Origin of the sequence: Marinobacter flavimaris (genome assembly GCF_045057155.1) — a bacterium.
Taxonomy (GTDB): domain Bacteria; phylum Pseudomonadota; class Gammaproteobacteria; order Pseudomonadales; family Oleiphilaceae; genus Marinobacter; species Marinobacter manganoxydans.
In genome coordinates, this window is record NZ_CP171359.1 from 1819749 (window position 1) to 1833875 (window position 14127).

General features: G+C 55.7%; 11 protein-coding genes. 3 read left to right on the forward strand and 8 right to left on the reverse strand.

Annotated features, from left to right (window positions below; genetic code table 11):
• Positions 1-13: 13 nt before the first annotated feature.
• Together pgl and zwf are read right to left on the reverse strand one after the other, a co-directional pair.
• Complete coding sequence (gene pgl / locus ACGK9W_RS08425; protein ID WP_405421005.1) at positions 14-727, reverse strand: 6-phosphogluconolactonase; 714 nt, start codon at positions 725-727, stop codon at positions 14-16.
• On the reverse strand, positions 720-2195 hold the full coding sequence (zwf, locus tag ACGK9W_RS08430) for a glucose-6-phosphate dehydrogenase (protein WP_008174609.1): 1476 nt from the start codon (positions 2193-2195) through the stop codon (positions 720-722). The genes pgl and zwf overlap by 8 nt, the downstream gene beginning before the upstream one ends.
• A gap of 211 nt (positions 2196-2406) precedes the next feature.
• Here zwf and ACGK9W_RS08435 point away from each other — a divergent pair, with 211 nt between their 5' ends.
• A complete protein-coding gene (locus tag ACGK9W_RS08435; protein WP_008174607.1) occupies positions 2407-3279 on the forward strand; it encodes a MurR/RpiR family transcriptional regulator in 873 nt (290 codons plus the stop codon).
• 112 nt (positions 3280-3391) lie between these two features.
• On the opposite strand, the gene ACGK9W_RS08440 is transcribed toward ACGK9W_RS08435, so the two are convergent.
• The 6 genes from ACGK9W_RS08440 to tig all read right to left on the reverse strand — a co-directional run bounded on the left by ACGK9W_RS08440 (position 3392) and on the right by tig (position 11958).
• Positions 3392-5236 carry a SurA N-terminal domain-containing protein gene (locus tag ACGK9W_RS08440; protein ID WP_288365372.1) on the reverse strand — a complete coding sequence of 615 codons (1845 nt, stop codon included), beginning with the start codon at positions 5234-5236 and terminating at the stop codon, positions 3392-3394.
• 156 nt (positions 5237-5392) lie between these two features.
• Positions 5393-5665 carry an HU family DNA-binding protein gene (locus ACGK9W_RS08445; RefSeq protein ID WP_008174603.1) on the reverse strand — a complete coding sequence of 91 codons (273 nt, stop codon included), beginning with the start codon at positions 5663-5665 and terminating at the stop codon, positions 5393-5395.
• A gap of 238 nt (positions 5666-5903) precedes the next feature.
• A complete protein-coding gene (lon, locus tag ACGK9W_RS08450; RefSeq protein ID WP_008174599.1) occupies positions 5904-8321 on the reverse strand; it encodes an endopeptidase La in 2418 nt (805 codons plus the stop codon).
• A 162-nt stretch (positions 8322-8483) separates the two neighbouring features.
• Positions 8484-9767: an ATP-dependent Clp protease ATP-binding subunit ClpX gene (gene clpX, locus ACGK9W_RS08455; RefSeq protein WP_008174598.1), complete on the reverse strand. Its 1284-nt coding sequence runs from the start codon at positions 9765-9767 to the stop codon at positions 8484-8486.
• Positions 9768-9843: 76 nt separating this feature from the next.
• Complete coding sequence (gene clpP, locus ACGK9W_RS08460) at positions 9844-10479, reverse strand: ATP-dependent Clp endopeptidase proteolytic subunit ClpP (RefSeq protein WP_039882061.1); 636 nt, start codon at positions 10477-10479, stop codon at positions 9844-9846.
• Between the two features lie 174 nt (positions 10480-10653).
• A complete protein-coding gene (tig, locus tag ACGK9W_RS08465; RefSeq protein ID WP_008174593.1) occupies positions 10654-11958 on the reverse strand; it encodes a trigger factor in 1305 nt (434 codons plus the stop codon).
• 248 nt (positions 11959-12206) lie between these two features.
• Between tig and ACGK9W_RS08470 the strand changes: the two genes are divergently transcribed.
• Both ACGK9W_RS08470 and ACGK9W_RS08475 read left to right on the forward strand, forming a co-directional pair.
• A complete protein-coding gene (locus tag ACGK9W_RS08470; protein ID WP_008174591.1) occupies positions 12207-12653 on the forward strand; it encodes an Lrp/AsnC family transcriptional regulator in 447 nt (148 codons plus the stop codon).
• 89 nt (positions 12654-12742) lie between these two features.
• A complete protein-coding gene (locus ACGK9W_RS08475) occupies positions 12743-14122 on the forward strand; it encodes a TRAP transporter substrate-binding protein (protein ID WP_227497848.1) in 1380 nt (459 codons plus the stop codon).
• Positions 14123-14127: the final 5 nt, after the last annotated feature.

The window sequence follows — 14127 nt, forward strand, 5'->3', positions numbered from 1 at the left end:
AATGTCGGGCGTTTCAGGGACTCCAGAACACCTGGAGGCCTGGTTTCAGGAAAGCTCTGATTGGCATCTCGAGCACCTTGTCCGGTTCAGACATAGCACGGTCCAGCGTCTGCAATTTGTCCTCGCCCTTCAGATGCAACGCGGTGAATCGGGCATCTCTAAGGGGTGGCCAGGTCAAGGTGATGCGTTTCTGCGGCTGCGACGCGGGCGTGGCGGGCGCAACGATTTCCTGGCATTCAGGATTCATCGCACTTTCCAATTCGGGTGCGTCGGGAAACAGTGAGGCAGTATGGCCGTCGTTGCCCATACCAAGAATCAGCACGTCGATGGGCAGGGCAAGGTCCGCCAGCTCGGCCTTCACCCGCTCAAGCCCCTCTGAGGGTGTCGCACCAGGCTGTTTGAGCGACAGGAACCGGGCCGAGGCTGCCTTGTTCTGCAGCAGGTTCTCCCGAACCAGGCGGGTATTGCTGGCATCGTCGTTTTCTTCCACCCAACGCTCATCCGCCAGCAGAACGTCTACCCTGCCCCAATCCAGATCCTTGCCGGACAGCGCTCTGAAAAATGGCAGCGGCGTGGAACCGCCGGATACCACCAGGCTCGCCCTGGGCGCCTCTCTCAGGCGGGCCGCCAGAAATCCCGCCACGGCATCGGCAAGATCCAGGGCCACGCCATCAGCCGTGTCACCTGAACGGTCGCTGACACCCCCGGGCAAACGCAGATCAGACATCTTCATACCAGCTCCTGCCATCCCGGGTAATCATGGCGATGGAAGCAACGGGGCCCCAGGTTCCCGCCGCGTAACGTTTTGGCGGCTCGCCGCCATCCTTCCAGTTCCGAATAACCTGATCGACCCAGCGCCAGGCATACTCCACCTCGTCACGGCGCACGAACAGGTACTGGTTACCCTTCATTACCTCCCAAAGCAAACGCTCGTAGGCATCGGGAATCCGATCGGTAACAAAGGTCTCAGAAAAGGTGAGCTCCAGAGGGCCTTGACGAAGTCGCATGCCCTTATCCAGGCCCTGGTCCTTGGTGAGGATCTTCAGGGCCATGCCTTCGTCAGGCTGAAGACGGATAATCAGCTTGTTGTTGGCGAGGTGCTTCTGGTCCGGATCAAAAATGTAATGCGGCGCAGGCTTGAAGTGGATGATGATCTGGGACAGCTTTTCGGGTAGGCGTTTACCAGTGCGAATGTAAAACGGGACACCCGACCAGCGCCAGTTGTCGATCTCTGCTTTCAGGGCAACGAAAGTTTCAGTAGCGCTGCCCTTGTTTGCCCCCTCCTCCTCCAGATAGCCGGGCACCGGCCTGCCGTTACTGGTGCCGGCGGTGTACTGGCCACGCACCACGTAACTGTCCATCATATCGGGCGTAATGCGCTTCAAGGCCTTGAGAACCTTGACTTTCTCATCCCGGATGCTGTCGGCAGACAGGTCCGAGGGCGGGTCCATGGCGATCAGACACAGCAGCTGAAGTAGGTGATTCTGGATCATATCGCGAATCTGGCCAGCTTTGTCGAAATAGCCCCACCGCCCCTCGATGCCAACGCTCTCGGCCACCGTGATCTCCACGTGGGAAATGTGGTTCTGGTCCCACTGGGAGGCAAACAGGTTATTGGCAAAACGCAGAGCGATCAGGTTCTGGACCGTTTCCTTACCCAGGTAATGATCAATCCGGAACAGCTGGTTCTCGTTGTAGACCTCGCCAAGCTCGTCGTTGATCACCTTCGACGACTCCAGGTCGTGACCGATCGGCTTCTCGACCACCACCCGCGTCTTCTCGGTGCAGCAACTGGCGGCCCGCAGGTTTCGGGCTATGACGCCATACATGGACGGCGGGGTGGCCATATAAACAATAAGCTCATTATTGGCGTCATCACGCCACTCGTTGAGCACAGCAAATGCATCGGGTTCGTTAAAATCCAGAATCTGGTAATCGACCCGCTTCAGAAAGGATTCGGCCAGTCCAGCATCGAACTCTTCCGGCTTTACGTACTGCTTCAGCTTGTCAAACAACTGCTGGCGCACGGTCTCGGTATCGGCATCTGAGCGGGCAATGGCCAGGACCCGGCTCCCCTCCGCCAAGAGGTTGGCGCGCTCAAGCTGGTACAGCGCCGGAAACAGTTTTCGCTGGGCAAGGTCACCCAAGGCTCCGAAGAGCATCAGGTCACAACGGGTATTGATCTTGTTGACCATTGGTTCCTTCTCTCTGGTGGGCAGTCCGTCGCAAAAACTCGACGACAGAACTCAATGTAGTAATTTTAACCAAATAATGACATCCAAAAATCGTTTTTCCAAGAAAAAACTGCGTTTCGTGATACTTTTACTACCCCAAAACCGGTAAAAAAGCGGTATAATCACCGCGTTTTCAAGACAACGACCGCCCATGATTCAGGGAGTACCATTGATGGCCGCGAACCAGGCGCACCGTGACGACAATCTGCTTGAGGACATCCAGTCCAGGCTGGAGACCCTTAACAAATCCGAGCGGAAAGTGGCCGAGGCCATTCTCCGTGACCCAAGCGCGGCCACCCGTTACAGCATAGCTGCCCTGGCGAGAGCCGCCGACGTCAGCGAACCCACCGTTAACCGTTTCTGCCGGGGTTTCTCGGCAACAGGTTTCCCGGATTTCAAGATTCGCCTCGCCCAGAGTATCGCTACCGGCACCCCCTATATCGGCCAGAACGTGGAGCCCGACGACACCGTTGCCGAATTCGCAGACAAGATCATGCTCAGTACCATTGCCAGCCTGGACAAGGCTCGGCAAGCGCTCGACCCGAAAGCCCTGGCAACGGCCATTGATTACCTGATCCAGGCCAAACAGATCAATTTCTTTGGCATGGGCGGATCTGCTGCTGTGGCTATGGATGCCCAGCACAAGTTTTTCCGCTTCAATATCCCGGTCATGTCCTACGACGACGCCCTGATGCAGCGCATGGTGGCGGCCGGAGCAAACGTGGGCGATGTTATCGTGCTCATTTCCTACACGGGCCGCACCCGGGAAACCGTGGATATCGCACAACTTGCGCGGGCCAACGGTGCTACGGTGATCGGTATCACCAACCCCGATTCCCCCCTGGCGGAAAGCTGCACGGTGGTGCTGGGCGTCACCGCGCCGGAGGACACTGAGGTCTATATGCCAATGTCCTCTCGGATCATTCATCTGAGCGTTATCGACATTCTTGCAACCGGCGTAACCCTCAAACGCGGCGCGGATTTCCTCGGGCACCTCAAGAAGATCAAGGAAAGCCTCAAGCCCACCCGCTTCCCACCGACCTGAGCCTCAGTGCCACAATAGAAGAGGTCAGCAGATACAAGAAAGCCCGGGCATTCGCACCGGGCTTTTCGTTGATCGCGGGGCGCCATTCGGCGCCTTTTTCATGAGGCGGATATCAGGGTCTCTCGACCTCCGCCCGGTTTCGAAGGAACTGCTGGTACGCGGCGTATTCCCTCTGGCCTTCGAGAGATGCCAGGAATTCCCGAAGCTGGTTCAGTTCGGTACCATCTTCCGAGACCTGCCCGTCCGTGACCTCGTCCAGCGCGATCACCGCGGCAGAATTGGCCATCACAGCCTTGCCAAACCGGGCGCCATCCGCTGGGCGCGCCAAAGAAAACACCTGCTGGAGAATGGCGGGACCTGCCTCGGAGGCGTTCCGTGCCAGCCCTTCATAGCTGGACCACTCACCAATACCCTCGGGGCTCTGACCTGACTCCAGGTCAGCGATAATCGCGTCAGCCCTTTCAGAAAGAGCTTCCCGCGTCTTGCGCTGCTCCAGCGTCGTCCGGATCTGATCGCGAACCTGGTCCAGGGGCAGCTGCTCGGCTTCATGATACTTATTCACCCGGGCAACGACAGACACGTTGTCACCCACATCGATCAACTCGGTGTTGTAACCCGCGTCCAGGACATCTTCGGAAAACAACTGCCGTACCAGACCGGCGTGGTCAAACGGCGCCTGACCACCGTCACGGGTAACGCCGCTGGCCTCCCGCACCTCAAGCCCGAGCTCTTCGGCAGGGCCGGCCAGATCATCGGCGGCATACGCGGAGTCGGCAAGCTCTGCCCGGACTTCAGCAAACTGCTCACGAGCCTTTTCACGGGCCAGCTCACGACGGAGCTGGTCTTCCATCTCATCCAGAGACGGCACCTCGGACTCCCTGACATCCTCGAGGCGAATAAGATGAACCCCGAACGATGTCCGAACCGGCTCGGAAACTTCGCCTTCCTCAAGGGCAAACAGGGCTTCCTCGAAGGGCTCGGCGTAAATGCCACGACCGGCATAGCCCAGGTCGCCGCCGTCTTCGGCCGAAACGGTATCAATGGAATACTCCCGCGCCAGGTCAGCAAATGACTCCCCGGCCGCCAGGCGCTCCTGGATCGTTGCCATGGTTTCGTCTGCGTCACTGCCCTCTTCGATCAGGATGTGGGACGCCCGACGCTCCTCACTGGCCAGATCGGCAGCCTGCTGCTCGTAATAGGCCTGAAGCTCCGCATCGTCAACTTCAATGCCCTCAGCAAGGGCACCCAGCGAAAGCGTGATGTAGGCAGCGTCTACACGCTCCGGCTGCTGAAACGCACCCGAGTTTTCTTCATAAAAGGCTTCAACGTCAGCATCAGAAACCGATACCGCGTCCGCCACTGAGCTGGCAGGAATATCCAGTACCCGGAAACTGCGTGTCTGGTTCTGAATCTGGAGCAGCTGCTCGGCATTCTCATCCGCCACCAGGCCACTCTGAACGATACCCGCACGGATCTGGTTCACCACATATTGCTTGCGCATGGCTTCCCGAAACTCGCCCACGCCCATGCCCATATTACGGACTGTGGCCACAAAGCGGTCGCGATTGAACTGGCCATCCACCTGGAACTGCGGCATCTGGGTAATCAACGCATCGATATCAGCATCATTGAGCTCCAGTCCCTGAGCGTTGGCATCCTGGATCAGGACCTGCTCCTGGATCAGGGAATCCAGAACGTCTGTGCGAATCTGGTCTTCGTCAAGCATCGAGGGATCCGGGTTTTCCATTCTGGATAGCCGGCGCTGGCTCTCCATCTGGACCACGCGGAGAAACTCCCGCTCGGTAATATCCTCGCCGTTGACGGTTGCCACCTCAGGCTCGCCGGAGAAGCCGCCGACAATGGCGTCCATCCCCCAGATGGATAGCGACACAATAAGAAGACCAATGATGACCTTGGCGATCGTGCCCTGGGCATTGTTCCGAATATCTTGAAGCATGTTTCTCCCGGATCCCTGTTCAAGGTAGTGCAGTTTTATTCGTTTCAGCGCGCGGCGAAGGGCGGACCTAACGTAAAAAGGCGCACCCGGTGTGGAATGCGCCTTGAATTCTTCTTGGGTGGCTTCCTGCGACAGAAGCCACCGGAGAAAGAACCGTTACTTAACGGCGTCTTTCAGGGCCTTGCCTGCTTTGAACCCAGGCACTTTGGAGGCCGGAATCTTGATCTCGGCACCAGTCTGCGGGTTACGACCGGTACGAGCAGCACGCTCTTTTACGGAAAAGGTACCAAAACCGATCAGAGTTACCTGATCGCCTTTTTTCAGGGCACCGGTGATTGAGTTGGTCATTGCGTCCAGAGCACGGCCAGCGGCGGCTTTGGAGATATCTGCGGACTCTGCAATTGCATCGATAAGTTCGGACTTGTTCACACTAAACCCCTTCGATTTCAGGTTGAAGATGTTATAGGTTGGTTTGTTTTTTCTCGGACGTTCTCGACTATCGCATAAGCGGTCGGAGAATTCCATTCTTCACTTTTCTTATTCCTTTCGGCTTTATACCGGCATTCGGAATAGGGACTGACTGCGCGGGAGCCCTTGGTATTGGCTGCTTCACGGCGAAACAGTTATACCAATGGGCTCTCAGGCATGTCAACAACTCATCAAGGCTTTAATGTGTATTTATGCGCTCTGACGCGTCGCCTTCTTCGTCACGCGGCTTGCCAGAACCCGTTTCCGGAGATGAATCTTCAGCCCTGGGCTCGGGTGGATAGGCCAGTGCAATATCCAGCACTTCGTCGATCCACTTCACAGGACGAATCTCCAGCGACTCCTTGATGTTTTCAGGTATCTCCTTGAGATCCCTGACATTCTCATCCGGAATGATCACCGTCTTGATGCCACCCCGATGCGCTGCCAGAAGCTTTTCTTTCAACCCACCGATGGCAAGAACACGTCCACGCAGAGTGATTTCACCGGTCATTGCAACGTCGGCGCGAACCGGAATCTTGGTCAGAGAAGAAACCAGCGCTGTGCACATACCGATACCGGCACTGGGACCATCTTTCGGTGTCGCACCCTCCGGTACATGCACGTGCAGATCGTGCTTCTCGTGGAAATCATCGGCAATTCCAAGACCGGGTGCCCGGCTACGTACCACCGTCAATGCCGTCTGGATGGACTCCTGCATGACATCACCCAGGGAACCCGTCTTCACGACCCGGCCCTTGCCAGGCGTGAGGGCGCACTCAATATGCAGCAGTTCGCCACCCACCTGGGTCCAAGCCAGACCGGTCACCTGACCAATCTCGTTCTTTTCCTCGGCGAGGCCGTACTTGAATTTTTTGACCCCCGAGTAATCTTCGAGCATGTCCTGCGTGAGAGTGACAGAGACCTTCTCTCCGCTCTCCACATGGTCACGCACCACCTTGCGGCAGATCTTGGCAATCTCGCGCTCCAGGCCACGTACACCGGCTTCACGGGTGTAGTAGCGGATCAGGTCGCGAAGGGTGTCCTCTGGCAACTTGAGCTCATCCTTGCGCAGGCCGTTGGCCTTGATCTGCTTCGGCAACAGATAACGCAGCGCAATATTGACCTTCTCGTCCTCCGTGTAACCCGGGATACGGATGATTTCCATCCGGTCCAGCAGGGCGGGAGGAATGTCCATGGAGTTGGAGGTACACACGAACATCACATCGGAGAGATCGTAATCCACTTCGAGGTAGTGATCGTTGAAGGTGTGATTCTGTTCCGGGTCGAGGACCTCCAGCAGCGCTGAGGCCGGATCACCACGATGATCCATGCCCATCTTGTCAATTTCATCGAACAGGAACAGCGGATTCTTCACGCCCACCTTGGACAGCTTCTGAAGAAGCTTGCCGGGCAACGCACCAATGTAGGTCTTCCGGTGGCCGCGGATTTCAGCTTCATCACGCACGCCGCCCAGGGCCATCCGGGTGTACTTCCGGTTGGTCGCACGGGCAATGGACTGACCGAGCGAAGTCTTGCCCACACCGGGAGGACCAACCAGGCAGAGCACAGGACCCTTGACCTTCTTCACACGGCTCTGAACCGCAAGGTATTCGAGAATACGCTTTTTGACTTCATCGAGGCCATAGTGGTCCCGATCGAGAATTTCACGGGCTTTTTCGATGTCGTGACGGACACGGCTGCGCTTCTTCCAGGGAATCGCCAGCATCCAGTCAATATAACCACGGACGACGGTCGCTTCCGCAGACATCGGAGACATCATCTTGAGCTTGTTCAGCTCCGTTTCAGTCTTTTTGCGGGCCTCTTCCGGCAATCCGGCTTCTTCCAGCTTCTGCTCAAGCTCTTCGAAGTCGTTGTTGCCTTCGCCCAGGTTACCCATCTCTTTCTGGATAGCCTTCATCTGTTCGTTCAGGTAGTACTCGCGCTGGCTGCGCTCCATCTGCTTTTTCACGCGGCCACGGATGCGCTTCTCAACCTCGATCAGGTCGATTTCGCCATCCAGCTTACCGAGCAGCAAGTCCACCCGCTTGCGGATATCCAGCGCTTCCAGCAGTTCCTGCTTTTCCGGAATACGCATTTCCAGGTGAGCAGCCATGGTGTCGGCCAGGCGTTCAAGCTCCTCAATACCGGTGAGAGCATTGGAGACCTCGGAAGGGACCTTTTTGGAGAGTTTCACGTACTTCTCGAACTCGTCCATCAGGGTCTTTATCAGGACCTCCTGCTCGCGCTCGGGCAGCCCTTCTTCATCCATCAGGACAGCGCCACCGGACAGGTACTCACCCTCGGAGATATCGCTGATGGTGGCTCGGGCGTTGCCCTCTACCAACACCTTGACGGTGCCATCGGGCAGGCGAAGCATCTGCAGAACCGTTGCCAGCGTGCCCATCTCGAACACATCCTTCGGACCCGGCTCATCAGTAGAGGCGTCTTTCTGGGCTACCAGGAGGATTTCCTTGCTTCCTTCCATCGCGGCTTCGAGAGCCTGAATGGATTTTTCTCGGCCCACAAACAGTGGGACCACCATGTGCGGAAACACCACTACGTCACGCAGCGGAAGCAGCGGGTACTCTTGCACGGCATCTTCGGGTATACGGGTCATTGGGAATCCTCTGACGGTATTTCTTTCAGCATATCACCCTTCATTGGGGCGCCCGCAAAAATTGCAATCTTTTTACTAAACGAAAGAGGGCAGGAATATCGCGATACAAAAACGCGAAAAGGGGCGTTGCCGCCCCTCTTCATTTCAACCGCTAACCTAGACTCAATCCTCGGGCACAGCCTTGGCGTGATCACTGCTGGCGTAAATCTTGAAGGGCTCGGAGTCCCCGCTGATCACGCTCTCATCGATCACCACTTTGGTCACGTCATGCTCAGAGGGAATCTGGTACATGGTGTCCAGAAGCGTCGCTTCCATAATGGAACGCAGACCACGGGCGCCTGTCTTTCTCTCCATGGCCTTGCGGGCAACAGCCCGAAGCGCATCTTCACGAAAATCAAGCTCGACCCCTTCCATATCAAACAGCTTCTGGTACTGCTTGGTCAGGGAGTTCTTGGGCTCGGTCAGAATCTGCACCAGCGCTTCTTCATCAAGTTCGTTTAGGGTTGCCACTACCGGCAAACGACCCACAAACTCCGGAATCAGGCCGTACTTCACGAGGTCCTCGGTCTCCACATCCTTGATAACGTCGCCGGTGTTCTTGGCATCGTCCTGACTGGCAACCGAAGCAGAGAAACCGATGCTGTTCTTCTCGGTACGCTCGCGAATTACCTTGTCCAATCCGGCAAAGGCGCCACCGCAGATAAACAGCATATTGCCGGTATCAACCTGCAGGAATTCCTGCTGCGGATGCTTGCGACCTCCCTGCGGCGGGACCGATGCAACGGTACCCTCGATCAGCTTCAACAGTGCCTGCTGAACACCCTCACCGGAAACATCCCGGGTAATGGAAGGGTTGTCAGACTTGCGGGAAATCTTGTCGATCTCGTCAATGTAGACTATGCCCCGCTGAGCCTTGTCGACATCGTAATCGCATTTCTGCAGCAGCTTCTGGATGATGTTCTCGACATCCTCACCAACGTAGCCGGCTTCAGTCAGCGTGGTGGCGTCGGCGATCGTGAAGGGCACGTTCAGCATCCGCGCCAGAGTCTCGGCCAGCAGAGTTTTACCACTACCGGTTGGGCCAATCAGCAGAATGTTACTCTTGCCTAGCTCGACATCACCCTTGCCTTCGCCATAACGCAAACGCTTGTAGTGGTTGTAGACCGCCACCGACAAGACGACCTTGGCCCGATCCTGACCAATCACGTATTCATCAAGGGTATTGCGGATCTCGGCCGGTGTAGGAAGGCGATCGCTCGGCTCTTCCTGTGCATTCTCCTGGATTTCCTCCCGGATAATGTCATTGCACAGGTCGACACACTCGTCGCAGATGAACACCGAGGGCCCTGCAATGAGCTTTCGGACTTCATGCTGGCTCTTTCCACAAAACGAGCAGTAGAGCAACTTGCCGTTATCGTCGCCCCTGCCGTTTCTTTCATCTGCCATTGAAATACCTCTGATCTCGTTTTGCCGGCGTCACTGCCTGATACGCCGGCCAAGTATGATGCGATTACTTCCAGTATTATTTATTCGGTACGCGCTTATCAAGTATTGAATCGATCAGCCCATACTCTTTCGCCTGAGCCGGATCCATGAAGTTGTCACGGTCCGTATCCTTGGCGATAGTCTCCAGATCCTGACCGGTGTGATGGGCCAGGATCGAATTCAGGGTATGACGAATCTTCAGGATTTCACGGGTGTGAATCTCGATATCCGTTGCCTGACCCTGATAGCCACCCAGCGGCTGGTGGATCATCACTCGGGAGTTCGGCAGACACGCCCGCTTCCCGGCAGCACCGCCCGCCAAAAGGAAGGCACCCATGCTGGCCGCCTGGCCAACACAAAGTGTGGCTACATCCGGCTTGATAAACTGCATGGTGTCGTAGATAGACATACCTGCAGTTACCGAGCCGCCGGGGCTGTTGATATAGAGGTGAATATCCTTGTCCGGGTTTTCAGACTCGAGGAACAGGAGCTGGGCCACAATCAGATTCGCCATGTGGTCCTCAACCGGACCCACCATGAAGATCACCCGCTCCTTGAGCAGACGGGAATAAATGTCGAACGACCGCTCGCCGCGAGCTGTCTGCTCGATAACAATCGGTACCAGTCCGGAATTGGTAACCATTGCGGGACCATCAATTGGTTTCTGCGTCATGATGCGCCTGAACTCCTTATGGACAATGGGTCGTGGACTCGCGCCACGGCAGTTTCAATAAAGTTGCACCCCATACTTTGCCAGCAGCGGCCCCAGATGAAAACAGCCGGGCATGCCGGCTGTTCTCAGGGGTCGGCCTTCGGGACCGGCTTTCTACTCCGATCCCGGGCAAAATCAGCGCTGGGGCTGACCGGCCTGAACGGCCTCTTCATATTTGACTTTCTTTTCTTTGACCTGGGCCTGCTCCAGCACGTGGTCAACAACTGCATCTTCCAGGACTGAAGACTCAATCTGAGACTTCTGCTCCGGGTTGCTGTTGAAGTGTGCAACCACTTCTTCTGGCTGTTCATACGTAGACGCGATCTCCTGGATCTTTTCGTCTACCTTGGCCGGGTCTGCTTTCAGGTCGTTTTTCTTGACCACTTCCTGGAACAGCAGGCCAGTCTTCACGCGGCGCTCAGCCTGCTCCTGGAAAATTTCCTTGGGCAGCTGCTGCGGATCAATCTGGCCGCCGAAACGCTGGACGGCGTCCTGACGGAGACGATCGATTTCCTGATCAACCAGGGCAGCCGGAATATCCAGCTCAGTGGTTTCCAGCAGACCGTCAACAACGTCGTTCTTGACCTTGTTGGAAACCGCCTGCTTGAGCTCGCGCTCCATGTTCTTTTTGACTTCTTCGCGGAAAGTCGCTTCGTCTTCGGCATCAATACCGAACTTCTTGAAGAATTCGGTGTCGAGTTCCGGCAACTGCGGCTCTTCAACCTTGTGAATCTTGATCTCGAACTTGGCCGGCTTACCCGCCAGATCTTCGTTGTGGTAATCCTCCGGGAAGGTAACCTCAATTTCCATGTCTTCGCCGGCCTTACCACCAACGATGGCCTTCTCAAAGCCCGGAATCATCTGGCCGGAGCCCAGAGTCAGACGATGGCCTTCAGCGGCTCCGCCTTCGAATTCTTCACCGTCGATAAAACCTTTGAAGTCAATGGTCAGCACGTCCTTGTTTTTGGACTTGCGCTTGACTTCTTTCATGGTGGCCTGCTGACGACGCAGGTTGTCGATCATGTTGTCGACATCTTTGTCGGTGATCTCGGAAGTCAGCTTCTCGACTGAAATCTTGCTGAGATCGCCCAGCTCGATTTCCGGCAGCACTTCGAAGATGGCGACAAATTCAAGGTCTTTGCCCTCTTCCATGGTCTTTGGCTCGAACTTCGGCCAACCTGCCGGGTTAATATCCTGTTCCTGCAGTGCCTTGATGTAGTTGTCGCGCATAACCTCGCCAACGATTTCCTGGCGGACGCTGTCACCGAAACGACGCTTGACGACGCTCATGGGCACCTTACCCGGACGGAAACCGTTCAGGCGCACGGTACGCGCTGTTTCCTGCAGGCGTTTCTGGACCGCCTGGTCGATTTCCTGGGCGGGCACACCAATCGTCATTCGACGCTCGATGTTGGAGGTCGTTTCAACAGACACTTGCATGGAAGATCCTCAAATTACAGGTTCGGTATGTGAATGAAATTAAACCTAAAAGTCCGTTCCCGGGAAAATCCCGCAAAGGGACCGAAAATTAAAGGCCGACAGTTTATCATGGTTTGGCCCGCGGAGAGAATCGCAACTGCCAAGGCCATAGCATTCTCTCGATTCAGCAAGATCACAGCACGAAACGAAAAATGGTATTCTTGCGAAGAACGGACTAATTTCAATTTTATTTGCGGATTAAAACGACTTTGAACAATCTGGATACCGCCTTGCTCAACCTGCTTATAAAAGACGGAAGAGCCTCCTTTGCCGATATTGCCCGCCAGCTCAATATCTCCCGGACTCATGCCCGTGATCGGGTGCAGGCGATGATTGAGTCTGGCCTGATCGAACAGTTCACTGCGGTCATAAATCCAGAGAAGCTCGGTAAGACGGTATCAAGCTTTATTGACCTGAAAGTCGCTCCCAATGCGATAGAAGATATTGCAGAGGACCTGGCATCGAAACCTGAAGTGGTGAGCCTGTACATAATGACCGACTTGCAAAGTCTTCACATCCATACCCTTACCGACAGCACTGAAACCTTCCACGCCTTTGTATCCACCCATCTTTTCTCCAATCCCCAGATCCTGTCCGTGGCCTCCAGCTCCCTTTTGAAACGTGTGAAACACCGCCGTGGTGGCGCACGACTCTGATTCCACTGCCGGCAAGACAATTCATGCCTTAAATTCGGGCTGAAGTGCCAAAAGTGTGCGGAGCTGACAACGGACGCGTTTCGTTCTGATTGGCTGACGAATGTCAGGCGGAACGCGTAACTAGGTGGCATTTGCACTTAAAAACACTTGAAGCGCTGCTATTTGGAGAATTAAACCTGCAACTCCTGCAGCTCCACCGCCCAACTTTGGACCAACGTCGCACCAAGGCGGATCAGACCAGAACCCATTTTTTTCTTCTATTTTTCAATTATTTGCGGATTATCCGAAATTGGTACGCTATCTGCAGACAGTTACAGCGAACCAAAAATGAACGTGCCTTGCAAAACCGGCAACCGAAAAACGGAGAATCTGCAATGACCATTAACCGGAGAAAATTCCTTGGCGCTGCCCTGGCTTCAACCACCGCGGGAATCGCTGTTGCGGCACCTGCTTTGGCTAACGCAGCAGCTTCGAAAGAGTCGTTCAATCTGAAAATGACCAACGCCTACCCGCCTGGCTCCCCCTTTTATGTGCAGGGTCCGGGAAGTCCGATGGATTTTTGCAAGAAGGTCGGAGAGATGTCGGGTGGGCGACTGAATATTTCCCACTTTGCCGCAGGCGAACTGATCCCCGCGCTCGAAGGCTTTGACGCCGTGTCGCAGGGCACCGTGGAAATGAATGCCGCAAACGCCTATTTCTGGGCCGGCAAAATTCCTGCCGCCCAATTTTTCACCACCGTGCCCTTCGGCCTGAATACACAGGGCATGATGGCCTGGCTGTATCAGGGAGGCGGACTCAAACTGTGGCACGAGCTTTATGAGCCGTACGGACTTGTCGCTTTCCCGATGGGCAACACCGGTGTCCAGATGACCGGCTGGTTCCGCGATCCGATTGAAACGGTGTCTGACCTGGAAGGCCTGAAGATGCGTATTCCGGGTCTCGCTGGAAAGGTCTATAGCGAACTGGGCGTTACCGTACGTTTGCTGCCGGGCGGCGAAATTTTCCCCGCTCTGGAACGGGGTGTCATTGACGCTGCCGAGTTTGTCGGCCCTTATCAGGATCGTCGCCTGGGTCTGCACAAAGCTGCCAAGAATTACTACACGACCGGCTGGCATGAACCCACAAACGTCACTGAACTGCTGATCAACAAAAAGGTATGGGACAGCATGCCCAAGGACCTTCAGATGATCATTCAGATGGCGGCCCAGGCCTCCGTACTTGAAAGCCTGTCCTGGTCAGAAGCCAACAATGCCGATGCGCTGACAGATCTCGTCCAGAACGAGGGTGTCATCGCCAAGCCACTGCCCGCCCCGATTGTCAGCCGTCTCAAGGAAGTCACTGCCGACACCCTGCTCACCATGGCAAATGCAGACGCGCAGACCAAGAAAGTATACGACGCCTACATGGCCTTCAAGGATAAGCATGCATCCTGGGCAGCTCTGAGCGAAAAACCCCTGTTGAATATGTAACCTGG